This is a genomic window from Lacinutrix sp. WUR7, assembly GCF_016864015.1.
Classification (GTDB): Bacteria; Bacteroidota; Bacteroidia; order Flavobacteriales; family Flavobacteriaceae; genus Oceanihabitans.
The window spans coordinates 2,494,369-2,508,114 of the sequence record NZ_CP045067.1; the positions used below are offsets into that span (position 1 = coordinate 2,494,369).

Sequence of the window (13,746 nt, forward strand, 5' to 3'; positions counted from 1 at the left end):
ATTAAAAAATTAATTCCTTTCCCTACGAAGTAACCAGATTTTTACATAACGCATAAAAACCACATACGCTTGTATAGTACCAATGGTAAGGCCTACAATGCCATCTTTAAAACCTTTTTGCATAATATAGTGTTTAAAAAAGCCATAAAAAGGTTTTATAACAAAGTGATAAGGTGTTAGTTTTCCTGTTTTTTTATCATAATCTCTAGCTTGCCACCAAGCGTAACGATTCATTTTTTCTAAATACTTATCAAAAGTAATATACGTGTTGTGGTAAAACTTGCTTTCTAACTTACCAATAGTACCATTTACTATAATTTCGGCATGTACATGTTTATCTTCATACGTACATAAATCACGTTTAAAAAGTCGAATTACTTTGTCGTTTCTCCAACCACTATAATTTACGCGTTCTCCCATGAAATGATTCATTCTGCCAATCCAATATGCAACATGTTCTATTTCTGGTTGTTTTAATATAGCTTGTATTTCTTCTTTTAATTCTGGTGTGACACGCTCATCTGCATCTACTAATAAAACCCATTCGTATTTAGCTTGTGGAATAGCCCAATTTTTTTGTGAAGCAGAATATTGGTACTCTCTACGTATTACTTTGGTTTCTAATTCTTGTGCTTTTTCAAAAGTACCATCTGTACTAAAACTATCTACAACTAGTACTTCATCGGCAAAACTTACAGATGCAATAACAGCTTCTATATTGTGTATTTCATTTCCTGTAGGAATAATTGCTGTTAGTTTATTCATTGTTTTTTTTGAGAGTATATGCTTTATTATAGCTTTTAAAAGTAAAGTAGTTTAAGCGTTTTCTTATTTTATACTTTCGCACCAAATTTAAGGGTTTTTGTTTTAAATAGCTTTTATCTTTATGTAAAAATGAAATGGAAGCACTTATTACTCGCTCACTAGATTTTCCATCAAAATAAGGATGTAAATCTTGTATGAAATTCTCAATATTTTTAATCAAGTTTTCTGGATACACTAAAGCTTCTTGAAACGTTTTTTCTAAATCTATAGCTTGTTGCACATGTAATAAGTAATCGTGATTAAAGGTATGTTTAAAGGTAACTACTGGTTTTTTTTGAAGTAAAAATTCTTGAATTGCAGAAGTTGTATCAGCAAACATAATATCTGCTTGTTTATATAAAGGCGTAAGATCTGTTGTGTTGAAAAAAGTAAAATGCTCATTATTTATAGATTTCCATTTGCTAACTATAGCTTCTGGAAGTTTAGGATGCAAAACCATAATAAAATTAAAAGTGCCAGCGCTAGATAGCCTTTTAATTTCTTGGTACACGGAATCGTTATATGCTAGACTTAAACTTTCGGTGAAAGTTGAAGCAATCATAATAGTATTATTACTTTCTCTTTTTTCTATTGGAAATAAAGGATCTACTTTGCTCCAGCCTGTTTCAACAACTTCAAAATAGGGATGCTTTTTTTGTTGCGCTTTAAAACCTTTTGTGGTAGACGGACCTTGTGTACAATACAAATCGAAAAAACCACGAAGTCTAAAATGACTAAACGTGTTTTTCTTAGAAGGTCTTTTTTGTGCATTAAAACCATGAAACACTTGCACTTTTAATCCTGTAATAAAATCGGCAACACTATCTGTAGCTGTTAATACAATGTCTGGTTTATAATCTAGAACTTCTTGTATTGTTTGTAAAGCATTGTTTTTTTGTTGTATTGCTTTTTTACCATCTTCAATGTCTGCAAACCATTTTACAGTATAACCACGTTTTGTGATTTCAGTTTCTAGAGGCATGCCAATTGGTAGTGCATAGCTGTAAGATATATAAATTAAAAAGTGGTATTGCATTTTCTTTTTTAAGAATAAAAACTAATTTAAATATTTTTAAGATAACTATAAGTTTTTAACTCATTCGTTTTTCCATCCATTGCAATATGTACTTTAAAATATTTGGAGGACATAAGTCTAGACTTTGTAAACCTAGGAATAGTTTGTTTTTTCCTTTATTATTTAATTTGTATTTGTACCATAGCAAATTTTTCTTGTACGATCTAAAATATATTAATTGTAAATCTTTTTTAAAGAAACAAGATTTGTTTTTAATTTCTATATGATTTGCTAAACCTTGTGGTGTAAATTGAGTTTTAACTCTAAACTTATGTTTAATATTGTTAATAAGAACCTCTTTGTTTGCTTCAAAATAATTTTCGAAAGTAGATTTTCTTAATGGATGTGGTGTGTGTTTAAAATTGTAATATTTTTTAAAGCCTAAAAGTTTTGCAGCATTTTGCTGTATGGTTTTATGACCAAACTTTGCTTTTTTAAATTTTTTATAAAATATATCTTTATCAAATTTCAACCATTTCCCTCTTAAAATTGGCAAGCCATCTTTAAAAAAATCTGTTGGTTTTGTTTTATTAATTAAAAAGAAATCATCGTTAAAGTAAATAAAATGTTCTGCTAAATTTGGTATTTTATATAAAAGACTTTCAATGGGTCTACAATTAAATGTTGGTAAATATTCTCCATGTTCAGCGAAAATAACACTATGGTCTACAATAGAAACTTTAGTATATTTATCTTCTGTATTTCTATTTTTTAAAAAACTTGGAGTTTGGTTATCTGTAACTATATATATGTTTCTAACATACGAAGCATATTTTATAATGGAGTCTATTGTGAACTTGATTTCATTTACCTGATCATATCTCGTTCTAAATTTTTTAGTCTTTAATTTTTCAGAATCTTTTATATAAGGACGTATTTTTTCTTTATGTTTTTCGTCATTTCCATCCACCCAAAGTATTACAACATCAATAGGTCCTGTGTTTTTATTTTCTTCAATCATAGTTAATTGCATCAAACAAATTAATTTATTTTAGTAATAACTTTTTGCCCTTTTTCTAGCGTTGGAAGCTTAAAGTAATCGCCAATAATAGTATTGTATTCATCAGGAAAGAAATCTTTTCTACCATCTGAAGGGTAAAATGTCATTTCTCCAAAAATAGCATTTCCATTAATTGAATAAAAATCTACACGAACAAATGGAAAATTAGCAGCTAAAGTTTCAGATAATTTAATCATTTCATCATAGTTGCTAGGTTTTTTTATTTCTGTAGAAATGTTTTTGTTTTTAGATTTTTTTCTAAAAGGTAATAAGTTAAAATTTAAATCATAACAGCCTTGTTGGTGATTTTCTTCTCTATCTAAATGAACATCTGCAAATTTAGCGACACCATTAAAACAATAAAATTTATAATCTGTAAGTGAGCTTTTACCTTCTTCTTTTAAAATTTTCTCAATTATTAATCTAGGCTGTACATCTTTATAAGCCCATTCTTGACCCATTCTATAATATTGATTTTTGCAAAGCCATTTATTAAACAATTTGGTTGTTTTAATTAGATTTAAGTCATTTTTATTTGTTACAATTAAGTTGTAACTACTTGCATGAGTAGCTTTTATTACAAATTTATTTGGTAGATTTTTATAATTTATATCTTCAGCTTTTTCAAAAACGCCATATACTTCATTAAGATATTTGTTTCCGATTTTTTCTTCAACATACTTTCTTACTGCATATTTATCTACTAATTGATTTAATATTTTTGGATGATAAAATACTTTATACCATTGAATTTTTTCGTTAAATTCTATTGGTTTGTTTAAGTTTAATTTTTTGCCAGTATGATATTCATAATAAAACTTCGCAAAAATTGGTGGAGGTAAAAACCTCATTTTTCGCAACTGTCTTAAAAATATTCTACGTATATTTTTTAGCATTATTTAATTGTTTAGGTAAATATAAAACAAAAATCTAGGGCTTTTAAGAGTTGTACTTTATTTAGTCTATAAATTATAGATTTTTATAATGACATTGTTAGATTATTGTAGTCTAAAACCAAATCCATCAATTACATATTGTTTGCAAGGAGCACATTCTCCACAAGGTTTTTTATTAGAACTATGACAAAACCAAGTGTTATTCATTATATCTATAAAATCATACTCTTCAGCATATTGTTTCATTTCTAATTTAGAGATGTCAGCCAAAGGAAATCGATAGTTTTTAAAAATTTGTTTTCTTAAAAAATCCATGTTTTTTGGACTTGCAACCCAATTTCTACCATTTGTTTCGTCAATAATTTCTTCTAGCTCATTAAAATAGATCAAGCTGTCTCTGTCTTCTCTATGAAAACCTTGTTCTAAGCCTTTATATTCTTTAGCTAAACAGGCAAGCCAATAATATTGCTTTCCTATTCTACGTTTATGCTTTATAAGTTTATAGACTAATTTTAAGTATAAATTAGACGGAATATCTTTTCTTGGAATTAGTTTAACGGGAAGAATTTCACCTTTAGAATTGCTGAATCTTTCATGGATTTGTTTAGTTAACAAATGTATAGTCTCTATTTCTTTAAATCTTGAAGGTCTTCCAGAATCGATTACATATAAAGGTTGTATTGTTAATCCTCGATTAAATAATTGAATAACTCTAAAGGTTGAATCCCATCCACCAGTCCATAATACATTTTTTGTTTTATTCATATTAAACTGCTACATTATATTCACGTAAAGCATCATTTAAAGATGTTTTCTTGTTTGTGCTTTCTTTACGTTTACCAATAATTAAAGCACAAGGTACTTGAAATTCACCAGCTTTAAATTTTTTGGTGTAACTGCCAGGGATTACAACAGAACGTGCAGGTACAACACCTTTAGTTTCTACTGGTGTATCTCCTGTAACGTCAATAATTTTTGTACTCATAGTTAAGACTACATTAGCACCTAAAACAGCTTCTTTTTCTACACGAACGCCTTCAACAACTATACAACGAGAGCCAATAAATGCACCATCTTCAATAATAACAGGAGCTGCTTGTAAAGGTTCTAAAACACCACCAATACCAACACCACCAGAGAGGTGTACATTTTTACCAATTTGTGCACAACTACCAACAGTTGCCCAGGTATCTACCATGGTTCCTTCATCTACAAAAGCACCAATATTTACATAACTTGGCATTAAAATAGTACCAGGAGCAATATATGCACCATGTCTTGCTACTGCATGCGGTACTACACGAATCCCTTTTTCTGCATAACCCGTTTTTAACGGAATTTTATCATGATACTCAAAAATACCAACTTCAAAAGTTTCCATTTTCTGAATAGGGAAATATAAAACTACGGCCTTTTTTACCCATTCATTTACTTGCCAACCTTCTGTAGTAGGTTCTGCAACACGAAGTTTTCCTAAGTCTAGTAAGTTTACAACTTCTCTAATTGCTGATGTAGTTTGTGGTTCTTTTAATAGTTCTCTATCGTTCCAAGCTGCTTCAATAAGCTGTTGTAATGCCTTCATTTAAAATTATATTATCATTTCCGTTAAAGCGGAAACCTCTTTTGTTTAAAAATATACTTGTGCAAAGATAAATCTATAATTGATAAAAGTAAATGGTTACATTAAAAATATGGTATCGCTATTGAAGCTTAAAAATTAAGTTTAAATTTGCAGTACTATGAAAAGAATAATAGCCTTAGATTTTGGTACGAAAAGAACGGGAATAGCTGTAACCGATGAATTACAGATTATAGCTTCTGGTTTAACTACAGTGCATACTAAAGAACTAATTTCTTTTCTAAAAGAATATTTTGCTTCCGAAAAAGTAGAATTGGTTGTTATTGGGGAACCAAAACAAATGAATAATGAGGTTTCAGAAAGTGAAGTAGCTATTCAGGGTTTTATTAAAAAATTCACTAATGCTTTTCCAGATATGCCAATGCAACGTGTAGACGAGCGTTTTACTTCTAAAATGGCATTTCAAACGATGATAGATTCTGGTCTATCTAAAAAGAAGCGAAAAAATAAAGCTTTGGTAGATGAGATTAGTGCTACCATTATTTTACAGAGTTATTTGTATTCTATGTAAGGTTTTACATTGTATTTTACAAAATAACAAGTAGTTCATCGGTGAAATTTGCAATAAAAAACCGAACAACGAAAATTTTATTGCAGTCGTCTAAAAATTAACTGGTTATATATTTTCAAGTATATATTTGCTACAACCCAAATTATTATACACATGAAAAATTACTACTTAACAATGCTAGTATTAGCATTATTCTCGGCAACTCAAATTCAAGCTCAATTTTGTGCTCCAACGGGATTCGCAACAGCATCAAATCTTTATTTTATTTATGATACAGGAACATCAGACTGTATGGATAGACCAACCACAGTAAGTGTTGGTGCATCCACGTTTACGCAAACTTCTTGTGGAGATGAATTGTCTGTTTATGAATTAACTTCAGGTGCTGCTTTAGCAGATACTAGTAATATTGCTGTAGATTTCGGATTTTCTATTTGTGAATATTCAGGAGGTACTTTATCTGCAGAAGAATTCGAAATGATTTTTAAAACAATGATGAAAGTATATCCTAATCCTGTTACTAGTGGAGATAACTTAAATATTAAATTAGGTATTAACACTTCTGTTAAAGTAGAGATATATAACGTTACTGGAAAGAAAATGTTAAGCACCGATACATCCGATTTAAGTAGTGTAAGCATCAATGTTTCTAATTTAGAAAATGGGATTTACATTGCTCAAATTATTACAGATATCACTACAATTACTAGAAAGGTAATTATAATGAATTAAGAATAAACGACTATTATATAAAGGACTCCTTAAAATTTAAGGAGTTTTTTTATGCTTTTTAGCGAAGTAGTTCCGTAAGTATTGTATTTTTGTATGAAATTATTTAAAAAACCTCATGATATTACCTATTGTAGCTTATGGAGATCCTGTTTTAAAAAAAGTAGGAAAAGACATTTCTAAAGATTACCCGAAACTAGACGACTTAATTGCTAATATGTACGAAACTATGTATGGCGCTTTTGGTCTTGGTTTAGCAGCTCCGCAAATTGGATTGCCAATACGTTTGTTTATCGTAGACGCAGAACCTTTTGCAGAAGATGATTCTTTTACCAAAGAAGAACAAGAAGCTTTTAAAGGATTTAAAAAAACCTTTATTAATCCAAAGATTTTAGAAGAAAAAGGTGACGAATGGCCTTTTAATGAAGGTTGTTTAAGTATTCCAGATGTAAGAGAAGATGTTTTTAGAAAACCAGAAATTACTATTGAGTATTTTGATGAAGACTTTAACAAATATACCGAAACGTATGATGGTTTAATAGCTCGAGTGATACAACATGAGTATGACCATATTGAAGGTGTTTTGTTTACAGATAAACTATCTTCATTAAAAAAGCGTTTAATTAAAGGTAAACTGGCAAACATATCTAAAGGGAAAATAGGTATAGATTATAAAATGAAATTTCCTAATCAAAAAAAGAAACGATAAAATTTGTTTTGCATTGGCAAACACTTGATATTTGCCATCGTTAAAAAAATAAGTATATGAGTTTAGATAAAGTATTATCCATTTCTGGAAGACCAGGATTATATAAATTAATAGCACAAACACGTGGTGGTTTTATTGCAGAATCTTTATTAGACAAAAAAAAGATTTCTGTTAATATGCAACATAATGTCAGCATTTTGAGTGAAATTGCTGTGTACACATTACAAGAAGAATTACCTTTAAGAGAAGTTTTAAGTAAAATTAAAACAAAAGAAAATGGTAAAGCAACTTCTATAAGTCATAAAGAAAGTAAAGACAAATTAGAGGAATACTTTTTTGAAGTGTTACCAGATTATGATGAAGATAGAGTATATGCTAGTGATATTAAAAAAATTATTCAATGGTATAATTTATTAGAAAAACATAATATGTTAGACTTTGATAAAAAGGAAGCATCTTCAGACGAAGAAGAATAAGCTTTTCAACTATAATATTTTAAAAATCCAACTCATGTAGTTGGATTTTTTGTTTGTAAATTTACCAAAATACCAAATTATGAATGCTAGAGAAAATCAACTAAAAGCCTTTGATAGATTGTTAACTATCATGGATGAATTACGGGAGCAATGTCCTTGGGATAAAAAGCAAACCATGGAAACCTTACGTCATTTAACCATAGAAGAGACCTATGAACTTGGTGATGCTATTTTAGATAAGGATTTAGAAGAAGTAAAAAAAGAACTTGGTGATGTATTGCTGCATATTGTGTTTTATGCAAAAATTGGAAGCGAAACAAAAGACTTTGATATAGCAGATGTATGCAATAGTATTTGTGATAAATTGATACATAGACATCCGCATATTTACAGCGATGTGGTAGTAGAAAATGAAGAAGATGTTAAACGAAATTGGGAAAACTTAAAACTTAAAGAAGGAAAAAATAGTGTTTTGGAAGGTGTCCCAAAAAGTTTACCCGCTTTAGTAAAAGCAAATAGAATACAAGATAAGGTTGCTGGTGTTGGTTTTGATTGGGAAGAACGACAACAGGTTTGGGAAAAAGTAGAAGAGGAGCTTAAAGAGTTTCAAGATGAAGTAAAAGCAGAAAACCAAGAAGCCATGGAAAGCGAATTTGGGGATGTTTTGTTTTCTATGATTAACTATGCTAGATTTTTAAATATAAATCCAGAGAATGCATTAGAACGCACGAATAAGAAGTTTATAAAACGTTTTCAATATTTAGAAGAAAAAGCGAAGTCTTTAAATAAAAACTTAAAAGATATGACGCTAGAAGAGATGGATGTTTTCTGGGAAGAAGCGAAAAAAATGTAATTTTTTTTAACTCTCGTAATCCAAAATTAAGTTTCCTCCGTATATATTATTAAATGGCACTACTTTCATGAGTAGATTAATAGCAGAATCAAATTCTTTTAAAGTGTCATCTTATATCAAAGTTGTTTTTTATCTTAAAAAATAACAGTTTAGTTAGTTTAGTTAGTTTAGTTAGGAACTAATCCTATTTGAATAATTTATTTATTCAAATAGGATTTAGTCTTTTATAGAAGGAGATTTGTACTAATACAGCTCTTTAATCTTACTCAGTTTTGTTTTCCAAAGTGCTAAAGTACTTTTATGTTTTTCAATGTTTTTGTATACTTCTTTCACAAGAGGATTATCGTCTTTTACGTGTTTGAAGAAAAGTAAATTATTTTCTAACTGATTTATTTCACCTTTTACTTCATCAATTTTCTTTCTAATAAAAGAACGTTCATTATCTAAGAATCTACTGTCATTAGCATTGCTTAAGTTTTCTAATTTGTTTTCAAACTTAATCATTTCAGCTTCCTCTTTATCCATTTTTAGACCGTCAAATAAAGCATCTAAAGCTTTACTATATTTCCCCTCTATATAACGTTTATTTTGGGGTACAGCACCTAAAGCCTTCCATTGTGCAATATGATCTTTAATAAGTTGTAAGTCTTGTTTATTGTCACCACTCATCTCTAGTGTTTTCATGGTGTCTAATAACTCTTTCTTTTTGTTGTATATTTCTAAGCTTTCTTTGTTTTCGGCATCTTTTGTAGCATGAAACTTGTTAAAATAGTGATTGCAGGCACCTTTAAATTGTTTCCAAATTTTGTCACTATCTCTTCTTGGAACATGACCAATATTTTTCCACTCATTTTGAATCTTCTTCATTAATGGTGTAGTGGTTTCAAAATCTTCACTATTCTTATTTTCTTCAGCAATTTTAATTAAAGCTAATTTTTTATCTAGGTTATTGTGTTGTTCTTTTTTTAAGTCTTTATAAAAAGTATTTTTATTTCTGTTAAAATCTCTAACAACATCTTTAAATTTAGACCAAGTAGCTTCGTTAACTTTTACAGGAACTTTACCCGCACTAAAAAACTCTTTTCGTAAAGTTTCAATTTCTTTTATTTTGTTTTGCCAAGCACTATGAGATTTTACAGGTTGTTTAGAAATGGCTTCAATTTTAGAAATTATAGCGTGTTTTGTTTCTAGATTTAGTTCGTAAATCTTATCTAAGTCTTTAAAATAATCTTGACGTTTGTCATGAATAATTTTGGTGGCAGCTTTAAAACGATTCCAAATTTCGTCTCTATTTTCTTTTGCAACAGGACCAAGGTCTTCTTTCCACAGTTTATGTAAAACTTGAAGTTCTCTAAAAGCACGATTTAAATTATCGTCTTGTGCTAATTCTTCAGCTCTTTCAATTATTTTTAGTTTTTGATCTAGATTGTGTTTAAAATCTAAATCACGAAGGTCTCTGTTTAAATGAAGAAAGTCATAAAAGATTTCTACGTGATGATGGTAGGTGTTCCAAGCATTATTGTATTTATCTCTTGGTATTGCACCAGCATTTCGCCATTGTTCTTGCAACTCCTTAAAATACTTGTAGGTTGTATTTATGTTTTCTTCTACATTAATTAAACCTTTTATTTCTTCAATAATACGTAAACGTTCTGCAAGATTATCTTTATGGTTTTTTTCAATGCTTTGGTAGTGTGTTTTTAATTTATCACGATACACAAAATACGTTTCTTTAAACTGTTTGTGTATTGGGCTAGAGTAATGGAAATCGATTTCATTACCTCCTTCGTTTAAAAACTCCTCTTTTTTATCTTCTAAAAGCACATTGAATTTTGTTTTAAATTCTGCTCTTATTTCTTCAACGTGGGTTTTAATGGCTTGCGCTTTTTCGTCTTTTACCAACCTTTCAAGTTCTGCAACTAATTCTTCTAGTTCCATAGCGTGATAGTCTTTCACTTCTATTTCGTGCCTTCCTTTTGTGTCTTCATCTTCAGCATCTTCCGCATTTACTGCTTCAATTTCATTTAATACTTCATCTTGACTTTCTGGTATCTCCTGATTTTCTGTTGGTTCAGTTACTTTTTTTTCTTCTGTTTTAGCAGAATTTTCTGTAGACTGATTTTCTAATTTTCCGTCTGCTTGCAGCAGGTTATCTTTCTCTGACATTATAAAAATAATTGGTTCGTAAAAGTACTATAGGGTTAAAGATACTAAACAAGGCTTATACTTTCAAAAAAGTAGCTAGTATTAACTAAATCAATTTTTAGGTTTGCTAGTATTTATTGTTTATTCCAGATTTTCCAAGATTTTTCTGCTTGTAATTGTAGCATCTGGTAACCATTAATTATGGTTGCATTTTTTTGCTTGCCATACTTTAAAAAAGTAGTTTCTTCTGGATTGTAAATAAGATCAAAAAGTAAGTGTTTTTCTGTAATTGCTTCATATGGAATATCCGGACAAGCCATAATGTCTGGATAGGTGCCTAAAGGTGTACAGTTTACTATTATGGTGTTGTTTTTTACAATTTGTTCTGTTAGTTGTTGGTACGTAATTTGATTTTCTTTTGTAGCGCTTCTAGAAACATAGGTATATGTAATATTAAGCTTCTTTAATGCGTAAGCAATGGCTTTGCTTGCGCCTCCGGTTCCTAGAATTAGTGCAGCCGTATGCTGTGGTTTTAGGTGTGGTAGTATGGAGTTTTTGAATCCGTAGTAATCGGTATTGTATCCTTTTAGTTTTCCTTTTTTTGTAAACTTTATAGTGTTTATTGCACCTATTTTTTTCGCGTTTTTATCTAGTTTGTCTACATACGGAATGATAAGTTCTTTATACGGAATAGTAATGTTGAAACCTTTAATATTGGTGTCTTCTAAAAGGCTAGGGAAGTCTGTGATGTTTTCTAAATCGAAATTTTTATAGGTTGCATCTGAAATTTCTTCCGCTTTAAATTTTGAAGCAAAATAGGTTTGCGAGAATGAGTAATCTATGTTTTTTCCTATTAATCCGAATTTACGCATTTGTTTTTTTTGTTTTTCGTCCGTAGAACTCTAAAGCTAAAACTACTGCAATACCAATAATAGTATATAGTATAGCAAGGTAGGTTTCTGAGTTAAGTTCTGGTATAAAACGTTTGTAGTTTTCTATAATTTTTCTTCCAGCGGAATCTATTAAAAAGCCACCATCTTCATTTAGTTTATAAACCGTTTTTTTAAATGGCCAAACGACACCTAAAGATCCAACTATAAAACCAATAATGGAAGCAGTTGTAATGCTTTTGTAATTTTTTAAAATATAACTTAATACATGAGAAAAGGTTACCAAACCAGCAAAAGAGCCTAGTGTAAATACGACGAGTACCTTTAGCATTCTTAAACGTTCTGTGTTTTTTAAAAAGGAAAAATCACCTTTAATCATGTCTGCAAAACTATCATACAAAGCATTTACCGAATCTACTAATAGCAGTACATAATTACCTAAAAGAATTAAAATAAAAGAACCAGAAAAACCTGGAAGTGTCATCCCAGAAACACTAATAATACCACAAAAGAATACAAACCAAAGGTTATCATTTTCTTTGGCAGGATCTAAAAAACTAATACTTACGCCAATAGTAATACCTATAAAAAGCGCTAGATAGGTTTTAAAATTCCAGTCTTCAAAATCTTTACTAATGTAGTATATGGAACCTATAATCATTCCGAAGAAAACACTCCAAACATAAAGCTCAAAGTGCATTATTAAGTAATCTAATATTTTGGAAACACTAAAATAGCTAATAATCATTCCGAAGAACAATAAGCTTAAAAAACGACCATTAATATAAGTGAAGAAACTTTTAAATCTTCCGTTAATTAAAAGTTTGAAAGCTTTACCATTTATTTTTTGAAGTGAATAGATAAACTCTTCATAAAAACCGGCAACAAAGGCAACTACACCACCAGAAACACCAGGAACTTTGTTAGCAGCTCCCATTCCTAATCCTTTTAAGACTAGAAATATTTTGTCTGTAAATGTTCTGGTTTGTTCCATTTATTTTACTTTGTTTCCTATTTTTTCTAGTATAAAAATGGTTAAAAACCCAACCACCATTAAGGACATTGCTACAAGTACTTGTGCGTCTATTTGATTTACATCGGAATAATTAGAGGGTAAAATACTCTTCTCTACAATCGTTTTATAGCTTTCAAAATCTTGAGTTACTTTTTGATAAACAGAGAGTGTTCCTAAATCACTAACAGTAGAAAATGGAACCACTTCTTTTGTGGTATCGTGCATCACAGAAATAGTCTTTTTCCAAGGCCAAATTTTGTTTAGGGATCCAAAAATGAAACCTGTTAGCACAGCTAATGTTATATTGTGATAGTGTTTAAATAACCATTTTAAAACTCGTGAAAAACTGAGTAGACCTACAATTGCACCTAAAGCAAAAATGGCTATTTTTTTAAAATCTAAACTGTCTATTGCAACACTTAATGTTTTATAGGCACCAAGAATTACTAAAATAAAAGAGCCTGAAATTCCGGGTAAAATCATTGCGCAAATTGCAATTGCTCCAGCGAAAAATAAGAAAAACGGATTATCATTACTAGCCATTGAAGGCAATGAAGTTATGTAGTATGCAAGAATGGCACCTACAATTACCGCTAAAATAGTTGCTAAGTTCCACTTTGTGATTTGCTTACCAATAAAAAGAATACTTGCTATAATTAGTCCGAAAAAGAAGGACCAAATTAAAATGGGATGTTGCTCGATAAGGTATTTGGCAAGCTTCATAAAAGAAGCAAAACTGATTACCATTCCTGTTAAAAGAGCTAATAAGAAATTACCGTTTACTTTTTCCCAAAAAGCTTTAATTCCTTCGGTTTTTAAAACTTTTAGCGTATTTAAATTTACATTGCTAATAGTATTTATAAGTTCTTCGTAAATACCGGAAATAAATGCGATGGTTCCACCTGAAACACCTGGAACAGCATCTGCTGCTCCCATTGCCATTCCTTTAAAAGATATGATTAAGTAATCTATAAAACGTCTTTGCATACTTTGATTTTTTGCTA

15 protein-coding genes are annotated in these 13,746 nt (G+C 29.8%); 5 read left to right on the forward strand and 10 right to left on the reverse strand.

Annotation, left to right across the window (positions count from 1 at the left end):
• Window positions 1–9: 9 nt before the first annotated feature.
• The 6 genes from FG167_RS10790 to FG167_RS10815 all read right to left on the reverse strand — a co-directional run bounded on the left by FG167_RS10790 (window position 10) and on the right by FG167_RS10815 (window position 5,357).
• Complete coding sequence (locus FG167_RS10790) at window positions 10–765, reverse strand: glycosyltransferase family 2 protein (RefSeq protein ID WP_203458285.1); 756 nt, start codon at window positions 763–765, stop codon at window positions 10–12.
• Window positions 758–1,840 (reverse strand): CDP-glycerol glycerophosphotransferase family protein, encoded by a 1,083-nt coding sequence (locus FG167_RS10795; RefSeq protein ID WP_203458286.1) that lies wholly within the window; start codon window positions 1,838–1,840, stop codon window positions 758–760. Before FG167_RS10795 ends, FG167_RS10790 begins: the two co-directional genes overlap by 8 nt.
• A 55-nt stretch (window positions 1,841–1,895) precedes the next feature.
• On the reverse strand, window positions 1,896–2,852 hold the full coding sequence (locus FG167_RS10800; RefSeq protein ID WP_239004474.1) for a stealth family protein: 957 nt from the start codon (window positions 2,850–2,852) through the stop codon (window positions 1,896–1,898).
• A gap of 8 nt (window positions 2,853–2,860) precedes the next feature.
• Complete coding sequence (locus tag FG167_RS10805; protein WP_203458287.1) at window positions 2,861–3,730, reverse strand: ATP-grasp fold amidoligase family protein; 870 nt, start codon at window positions 3,728–3,730, stop codon at window positions 2,861–2,863.
• Window positions 3,731–3,877: 147 nt separating this feature from the next.
• Window positions 3,878–4,540, reverse strand: coding sequence for a 7-cyano-7-deazaguanine synthase (locus FG167_RS10810; RefSeq protein WP_203458288.1), 663 nt, complete (start codon window positions 4,538–4,540; stop codon window positions 3,878–3,880).
• 1 nt (window position 4,541) lies between these two features.
• Window positions 4,542–5,357 carry a 2,3,4,5-tetrahydropyridine-2,6-dicarboxylate N-succinyltransferase gene (locus tag FG167_RS10815; RefSeq protein ID WP_203458289.1) on the reverse strand — a complete coding sequence of 272 codons (816 nt, stop codon included), beginning with the start codon at window positions 5,355–5,357 and terminating at the stop codon, window positions 4,542–4,544.
• A gap of 157 nt (window positions 5,358–5,514) precedes the next feature.
• Between FG167_RS10815 and ruvX the strand changes: the two genes are divergently transcribed.
• The 5 genes from ruvX (at window position 5,515) to mazG (ending at window position 8,692) form a co-directional block, all read left to right on the forward strand.
• Entirely contained in the window at window positions 5,515–5,925 is a 411-nt protein-coding gene (gene ruvX, locus FG167_RS10820; RefSeq protein WP_203458290.1) for a Holliday junction resolvase RuvX, read from the forward strand.
• Between the two features lie 153 nt (window positions 5,926–6,078).
• On the forward strand, window positions 6,079–6,657 hold the full coding sequence (locus FG167_RS10825; protein WP_203458291.1) for a T9SS type A sorting domain-containing protein: 579 nt from the start codon (window positions 6,079–6,081) through the stop codon (window positions 6,655–6,657).
• 115 nt (window positions 6,658–6,772) lie between these two features.
• A complete protein-coding gene (gene def / locus FG167_RS10830; RefSeq protein ID WP_203458292.1) occupies window positions 6,773–7,363 on the forward strand; it encodes a peptide deformylase in 591 nt (196 codons plus the stop codon).
• 56 nt (window positions 7,364–7,419) lie between these two features.
• Window positions 7,420–7,839: a DUF5606 domain-containing protein gene (locus tag FG167_RS10835; protein ID WP_203458293.1), complete on the forward strand. Its 420-nt coding sequence runs from the start codon at window positions 7,420–7,422 to the stop codon at window positions 7,837–7,839.
• Between the two features lie 79 nt (window positions 7,840–7,918).
• The gene (mazG, locus tag FG167_RS10840) at window positions 7,919–8,692 is read left to right on the forward strand and encodes a nucleoside triphosphate pyrophosphohydrolase (RefSeq protein ID WP_203458294.1); all 774 of its coding nucleotides are present in this window, start codon (window positions 7,919–7,921) and stop codon (window positions 8,690–8,692) included.
• 243 nt (window positions 8,693–8,935) lie between these two features.
• Here the strand turns inward: mazG and FG167_RS10845 are convergent, their stop codons facing one another.
• The 4 genes from FG167_RS10845 to FG167_RS10860 form a co-directional block, all read right to left on the reverse strand.
• Window positions 8,936–10,858, reverse strand: a complete 1,923-nt coding sequence (locus tag FG167_RS10845; RefSeq protein WP_203458295.1) for a DUF349 domain-containing protein — start codon at window positions 10,856–10,858, stop codon at window positions 8,936–8,938.
• A 113-nt stretch (window positions 10,859–10,971) separates the two neighbouring features.
• Window positions 10,972–11,709, reverse strand: a complete 738-nt coding sequence (locus FG167_RS10850) for a shikimate dehydrogenase (RefSeq protein WP_203458296.1) — start codon at window positions 11,707–11,709, stop codon at window positions 10,972–10,974.
• Window positions 11,702–12,721 (reverse strand): DUF368 domain-containing protein, encoded by a 1,020-nt coding sequence (locus FG167_RS10855; protein WP_203458297.1) that lies wholly within the window; start codon window positions 12,719–12,721, stop codon window positions 11,702–11,704. Before FG167_RS10855 ends, FG167_RS10850 begins: the two co-directional genes overlap by 8 nt.
• Window positions 12,722–13,729: a DUF368 domain-containing protein gene (locus FG167_RS10860; RefSeq protein ID WP_203458298.1), complete on the reverse strand. Its 1,008-nt coding sequence runs from the start codon at window positions 13,727–13,729 to the stop codon at window positions 12,722–12,724.
• Between the last annotated feature and the right edge of the window lie 17 nt (window positions 13,730–13,746).

Excerpts from the sequence above, each read along its gene's own strand:
- def (WP_203458292.1), top strand. The coding sequence starts at position 6,773 with ATGATATTACCTATTGTAGCTTATGGAGATCCTGTTTTAAAAAAAGTA.
- FG167_RS10790 (WP_203458285.1), bottom strand. The coding sequence starts at position 765 with ATGAATAAACTAACAGCAATTATTCCTACAGGAAATGAAATACACAAT.
- FG167_RS10810 (WP_203458288.1), bottom strand. The coding sequence starts at position 4,540 with ATGAATAAAACAAAAAATGTATTATGGACTGGTGGATGGGATTCAACC.
- FG167_RS10800 (WP_239004474.1), bottom strand. The coding sequence starts at position 2,852 with ATGCAATTAACTATGATTGAAGAAAATAAAAACACAGGACCTATTGAT.
- FG167_RS10845 (WP_203458295.1), bottom strand. The coding sequence starts at position 10,858 with ATGTCAGAGAAAGATAACCTGCTGCAAGCAGACGGAAAATTAGAAAAT.
- ruvX (WP_203458290.1), top strand. The coding sequence starts at position 5,515 with ATGAAAAGAATAATAGCCTTAGATTTTGGTACGAAAAGAACGGGAATA.
- FG167_RS10860 (WP_203458298.1), bottom strand. The coding sequence starts at position 13,729 with ATGCAAAGACGTTTTATAGATTACTTAATCATATCTTTTAAAGGAATG.
- FG167_RS10795 (WP_203458286.1), bottom strand. The coding sequence starts at position 1,840 with ATGCAATACCACTTTTTAATTTATATATCTTACAGCTATGCACTACCA.
- FG167_RS10850 (WP_203458296.1), bottom strand. The coding sequence starts at position 11,709 with ATGCGTAAATTCGGATTAATAGGAAAAAACATAGATTACTCATTCTCG.
- mazG (WP_203458294.1), top strand. The coding sequence starts at position 7,919 with ATGAATGCTAGAGAAAATCAACTAAAAGCCTTTGATAGATTGTTAACT.
- FG167_RS10815 (WP_203458289.1), bottom strand. The coding sequence starts at position 5,357 with ATGAAGGCATTACAACAGCTTATTGAAGCAGCTTGGAACGATAGAGAA.
- FG167_RS10855 (WP_203458297.1), bottom strand. The coding sequence starts at position 12,721 with ATGGAACAAACCAGAACATTTACAGACAAAATATTTCTAGTCTTAAAA.
- FG167_RS10835 (WP_203458293.1), top strand. The coding sequence starts at position 7,420 with ATGAGTTTAGATAAAGTATTATCCATTTCTGGAAGACCAGGATTATAT.
- FG167_RS10825 (WP_203458291.1), top strand. The coding sequence starts at position 6,079 with ATGAAAAATTACTACTTAACAATGCTAGTATTAGCATTATTCTCGGCA.
- FG167_RS10805 (WP_203458287.1), bottom strand. The coding sequence starts at position 3,730 with ATGAGGTTTTTACCTCCACCAATTTTTGCGAAGTTTTATTATGAATAT.